This window comes from Spirillospora sp. NPDC049652 (assembly GCF_040675125.1).
Lineage (GTDB): Bacteria > Actinomycetota > Actinomycetes > Streptosporangiales > Streptosporangiaceae > Spirillospora.
This window is the reverse complement of sequence record NZ_JBFAOF010000667.1, coordinates 1-4,127: the sequence shown is the minus strand read 5'-3', so window position 1 is coordinate 4,127 and position 4,127 is coordinate 1. Positions and strand designations below refer to the sequence as shown.

The 4,127-nt window shown below is 71.0% G+C and carries 4 protein-coding genes; 2 read left to right on the top strand and 2 right to left on the bottom strand.

From position 1 onward, the window contains the following. Positions 1-186: 186 nt before the first annotated feature. Positions 187-783, bottom strand: coding sequence for a helix-turn-helix domain-containing protein (locus tag AB0J52_RS30225; RefSeq protein ID WP_500186051.1), 597 nt, complete (start codon positions 781-783; stop codon positions 187-189). A gap of 145 nt (positions 784-928) precedes the next feature. On the opposite strand from AB0J52_RS30225, the gene AB0J52_RS30220 reads away from it, so the two are divergent. Then, positions 929-1,918 carry an alpha/beta fold hydrolase gene (locus AB0J52_RS30220; RefSeq protein WP_500186050.1) on the top strand — a complete coding sequence of 330 codons (990 nt, stop codon included), beginning with the start codon at positions 929-931 and terminating at the stop codon, positions 1,916-1,918. 357 nt (positions 1,919-2,275) lie between these two features. On the opposite strand, the gene AB0J52_RS30215 is transcribed toward AB0J52_RS30220, so the two are convergent. Further along, positions 2,276-3,520: a PP2C family protein-serine/threonine phosphatase gene (locus tag AB0J52_RS30215; RefSeq protein ID WP_500186048.1), complete on the bottom strand. Its 1,245-nt coding sequence runs from the start codon at positions 3,518-3,520 to the stop codon at positions 2,276-2,278. Between the two features lie 90 nt (positions 3,521-3,610). Between AB0J52_RS30215 and AB0J52_RS30210 the strand changes: the two genes are divergently transcribed. Next, the gene (locus AB0J52_RS30210) at positions 3,611-4,099 is read left to right on the top strand and encodes a MarR family winged helix-turn-helix transcriptional regulator (protein WP_500186046.1); all 489 of its coding nucleotides are present in this window, start codon (positions 3,611-3,613) and stop codon (positions 4,097-4,099) included. Positions 4,100-4,127: the final 28 nt, after the last annotated feature.

Sequence of the window (4,127 nt, the reverse complement as noted above, 5' to 3'; positions counted from 1 at the left end):
GGCGGTGGCCGCCAGCACCCGCCGCATCCGCGGTTCCTGGACGATCTCAGCGTCGACGACCTCGACCGGGACGCGCGTCCCGCCCGACGGCACCATTTCCGCGCGGCCCGCCTCCTGCGCGGCGGCGCCGTCCGGGCCGGGGGCCGGGTCGGCCACGGCGGTCGCGGTGGGGTTGAGGAGGACTAGCTAGTCGCGACCGGTGACCGGGTGGGGGCGCGGTCGTTCCCCCTGCGGGCCGAACATGATCAGGTATTCGACCGGTCCGTGAGGCCCGGCGTTCGCGACTCCGTGAGGGATGTGGGTGTCGAACTCGGTGACCTCGCCCGCGGTGAGCAGCAGGTCGTGTTCGCCGAGCGCCAGCCACAGTCGTCCGTACAGCACGCACAGCCATTCGTACCCGTCGTGAGAGGCCAGCCGTGGCCGCAGCGGCGTCTCCTCGACGGCTGGGAGGACGTGCTTGTGGACGTGCAGTCCCCCGACATACCTGGTCAGCGGCAGCACCGTCTTGCCGTCCCCAGGATGCGGCGGAGCGCTTCGCGGTCTCGTCCGCGCGGCAGACGCGGTGCCGACCAGCTCGTCCAGTGAGGCGTCATATGCATCCGCCAGGTGCAGCAGCACCTCAAGAGTCGGCTTGCGCAGGCCGTTCTCGATCCTCGACAGCGTGCTGAGGGAGATGCCGGTCGCGCGACTCACGGCGCTGAGCGTGGCGCCGTTCCGCTCACGTACGGCCCTCAAACGAGGGCCCACGGACGCCAGCAGGGCGGCCACGTCATCATCCGCCATCGTCGCCTCGCCCCTCTCCGGTCGTGCCGCATTTCGTCGCCCTGTCCTGCAAGTTTGCCTGATTGGCAAGGAATTTCGCGCTGGTCGGCCGCCGTGCCGCATGATCGGGGCGTAGCCGTCACCACCGGGAGACTGAGGAGAGGCCATGCACGCACCCATGCCATCTGCCGACCTGCGCCATCGCACTGTCGAGGGGCCCGCGGGGCGGCTGCACCTGGTCGAGCAGGGCACCGGGCCGCTGGTCCTGCTCGTCCACGGCTTCCCCGAATCCTGGTACTCCTGGCGCCACCAACTGCCGGCCCTCGCGGCGGCGGGATACCGGGCGGTCGCACTCGACGTTCGCGGCTACGGCCGCTCGTCCAAGCCGTCCGCGACGGAGGACTACCGGATGTTCGCCCTGGTGGAGGACAACGTCGCCCTGGTGGGCGCCCTGGGTGAGGAGACGGCGGTGATCGTCGGACACGACTGGGGAGCCAACATCGCGGCGGCCTCGGCGCTGCTGCATCCTGAGGTCTTTCGCGCGGTCGGGCTGCTGAGCGTCCCCTACGTCCCGCCGGGCGGCCCCTGTCCCACCGAGGTCTTCGCTCAGATGACGGGCGCGGAGGAGTTCTATGTCTCCTACTTCCAGGAGCCCGGCCGCGCAGAGACCGAGGTGGAACCCGACGTGCGAGGCTGGCTCGCCGGCTTCTTCGCCGCCCTGTCGGCCGACACCATGCCGTCGCAGGACGGACCCGACCCGCACTTCGTGAACCGCGACGGCGGACGGCTGCGCGACCGCTTCCCCGGTGGTCGACCGCCCGCCTGGCTGACCGAGAGCGACCTCGACGTGTACGCCGGAGAATTCGAACGCACCGGCATGACCGGGGCACTCAACCGCTACCGCAACATGGACCGTGACTGGGAGGACCTCGCCCCTTTCAGCGGCGCCGCTCTCCAGCAACCGTCCCTGTTCATCGGCGGGAGCCTGGACGCGTCCACGACCTGGCTGGCGGACGCGATCGACGCCTACCCGACCACGCTTCCCGGCCTGGTGTCCTCGCATCTCCTGGACGGCTGCGGCCACTGGATCCAGCAGGAGCGCCCCGAGGAGGTCAACCACCTCCTGACCATCTGGCTAAGCTCCCTCCCAGCCTGACCGCGGTCGCATGGACGAGATGTCGGGCCATCAACGCAACCGTCACGTCAAGGTAGCGGCGCTCATTGCCCGCAGGAGTTCGACCAGGTGGTTGGAGGTCTCGCGCTTGGCCCGGCTGAAGTCGAGCTGAGCCAAGAATTCAGAGCAGCTCGCCAGCATCCCGCGCACGCTGAGCTTTATGAGCCTCAACTCCTGGAGCAAAACCGTCCATCGACGGGTAGCGGAACATGGTGCGCCATGGTTGCTCGGTGGTTTCGGTAGGGCGTGATGGCGGGCGACACGGGGCGGCACGCGAAACGGGGCAAGGGTGGACGGCACCGGATCGTGGGCGGGACGGACGCTGGACCGGGCGGCCGTTCACGGGTGGGACTCCGGGTTGTCGCCGCCGGGGAGCCGGGGTTGGACGGTCTGCGGGCTCAGGGGGCGGCCGGTCCAGTCCAGGCACACGATGACGGCGTCGTCGGCGAGCCCGGTGTCGGTGTTGTAGTTGAGCACCTCGCGCATCAGCGTCCGCACGACCTCCGGCGGGTTCTGCAGCCGGGTCTGGCCGAAGGCGTGCGGCAGGATGAAGGTGCCGTAGATCTCCCCGGTCGGCGTCATGAAGTTGTGCACGCCGTCGCTGACGATGATCATCCGGTCGCCGGGCGCGAGCTCGAAGTCCTGCTCGAGGTAGTCGGAGTCGTTGAACATCCCGAGCGGCAGCTGCGGCTCCAGCTCGATGGGGGTGACCGCGCCGCGGCGCAGCCGGTAGACCTTGGGCGATCCGGCGTCGATCGCGCGGACGCGGCCGGTCTCCAGGTCGAAGCGCAGCAGCAGGGTGCCGACGTGCCGGTCGCCGCGGTGCTGGGCGTAGATCGCCTCGTTGGCGAGCATGGCCTGTTCGATCAGGTCGGCCCCGGCCCGGCGGGCGTTGCGCAGTGCGCTGATGGTGAGCTGGGTGAGCAGGGCCGCCTCGATGCCCTGGCCCATGCCGTTGGTGACGGTCACGGTCAGGTGGTCGGGGGCCGCCGACCAGTCGAAGTTGTCGCCCCAGACCGCGTAGGCCGGTTCGAGCTGGCCGGCCATGCTGTACTCGTCGGCGACGCAGGCCCGGCCCGGCAGCAGGTCCCACTGGATCTCAGCGGCCAGCGTCAGCCGCGCGCGGCGGCGGATGCGCCGGTAGGTGTCGGTGCGGCTGTCGGCGACCGCCAGGGCCCGGGCCAGCACGATCGCCGCGCCCGCCAGTCCCTCGCTCTGCTCGGGGGTGGGAGCCTGGCCGAACTCGACCGACAGCACGCCCAGCCGGTCGCCGTAGACGGTCAGGGGCAGGTGCAGGCGGACGGGAGTGGCGGCGTCGGGAGCCTGGCCGGGCACCGCGGTGAGCGGTTCCCGGACCGTCTGCTGGGAGGCGAAGGCGCGGCCGGGCAGGGTCTGCTCGATGCGCAGCGGTTCACCGCCGGTCCCGGCCGGGACAAGGTAGGCGACCTGGTAGTCGACCAGCCAGAGCTCGGTGGCCTGGGCCTCGAAGGCAGCCGTGACGGCGGCCATGGCCGCGTCCGCGACGGCGTGCGGGGGCGCCTGCCACAGCGCGCGCTCCAGGGCGGCGAGACGTTCGTCGATCATGGTGCCGCCTTCGTTGGCGCCGCTCGGCCCGGCCAAGACATGCGTCGTCAGGGGGCCTTGCGGCCCGCGAGGATGTGTAACAGTTGAGCCATGGCCACACCGGATCGCGTTCCCCTGCTCCTGGACGATCTGGAGCAGTTCGTCGCGATGCTGGACGGTCCGGCCGGTGCCTTGGCATCGGTATGGGCGGCGCGTCATCTCGACGCGCCGATACCGGCGACGCAGCTACGCGTTCTCTTCGTGGTAGAGCGGCACGGCACCGTCAACGTTACCGGCGTCGCCGAGGAGATCGGCGCGCTGTTGTCGTCGGCCAGCAGGCTGTGCGCCCGGCTGGAGTCCACCGGCCTGCTGGAGCGGACACCCGGCCCCGACCGCCGAGCCATCACGCTGCGGCTGACCCCGGAAGGGGCCCGCCTGCTGGAGGGCCTTCGGGAGGCCCGGCGGCGTGACCTGAAGGAGGTGCTGGCCGCGATGGACCCCTCGGCGCGCGCGGCGCTGCTGGTCGGCCTCCAGCAGTTCCAGCAGGTGGCGGGCAGGCGCGAGAGCGTCTCCACGGTCGACTTCTCCATGCCCGCCTGATCCGCGCCCGCCCGATCCGCGCCCGCCC

What these genes read in the sequence shown, in the direction of transcription:
- AB0J52_RS30225 (WP_500186051.1), bottom strand. Translation starts at nt 783, where the DNA reads ATGGCGGATGATGACGTGGCCGCCCTGCTGGCGTCCGTGGGCCCTCGT.
- AB0J52_RS30220 (WP_500186050.1), top strand. Translation starts at nt 929, where the DNA reads ATGCACGCACCCATGCCATCTGCCGACCTGCGCCATCGCACTGTCGAG.
- AB0J52_RS30215 (WP_500186048.1), bottom strand. Translation starts at nt 3,520, where the DNA reads ATGATCGACGAACGTCTCGCCGCCCTGGAGCGCGCGCTGTGGCAGGCG.
- AB0J52_RS30210 (WP_500186046.1), top strand. Translation starts at nt 3,611, where the DNA reads ATGGCCACACCGGATCGCGTTCCCCTGCTCCTGGACGATCTGGAGCAG.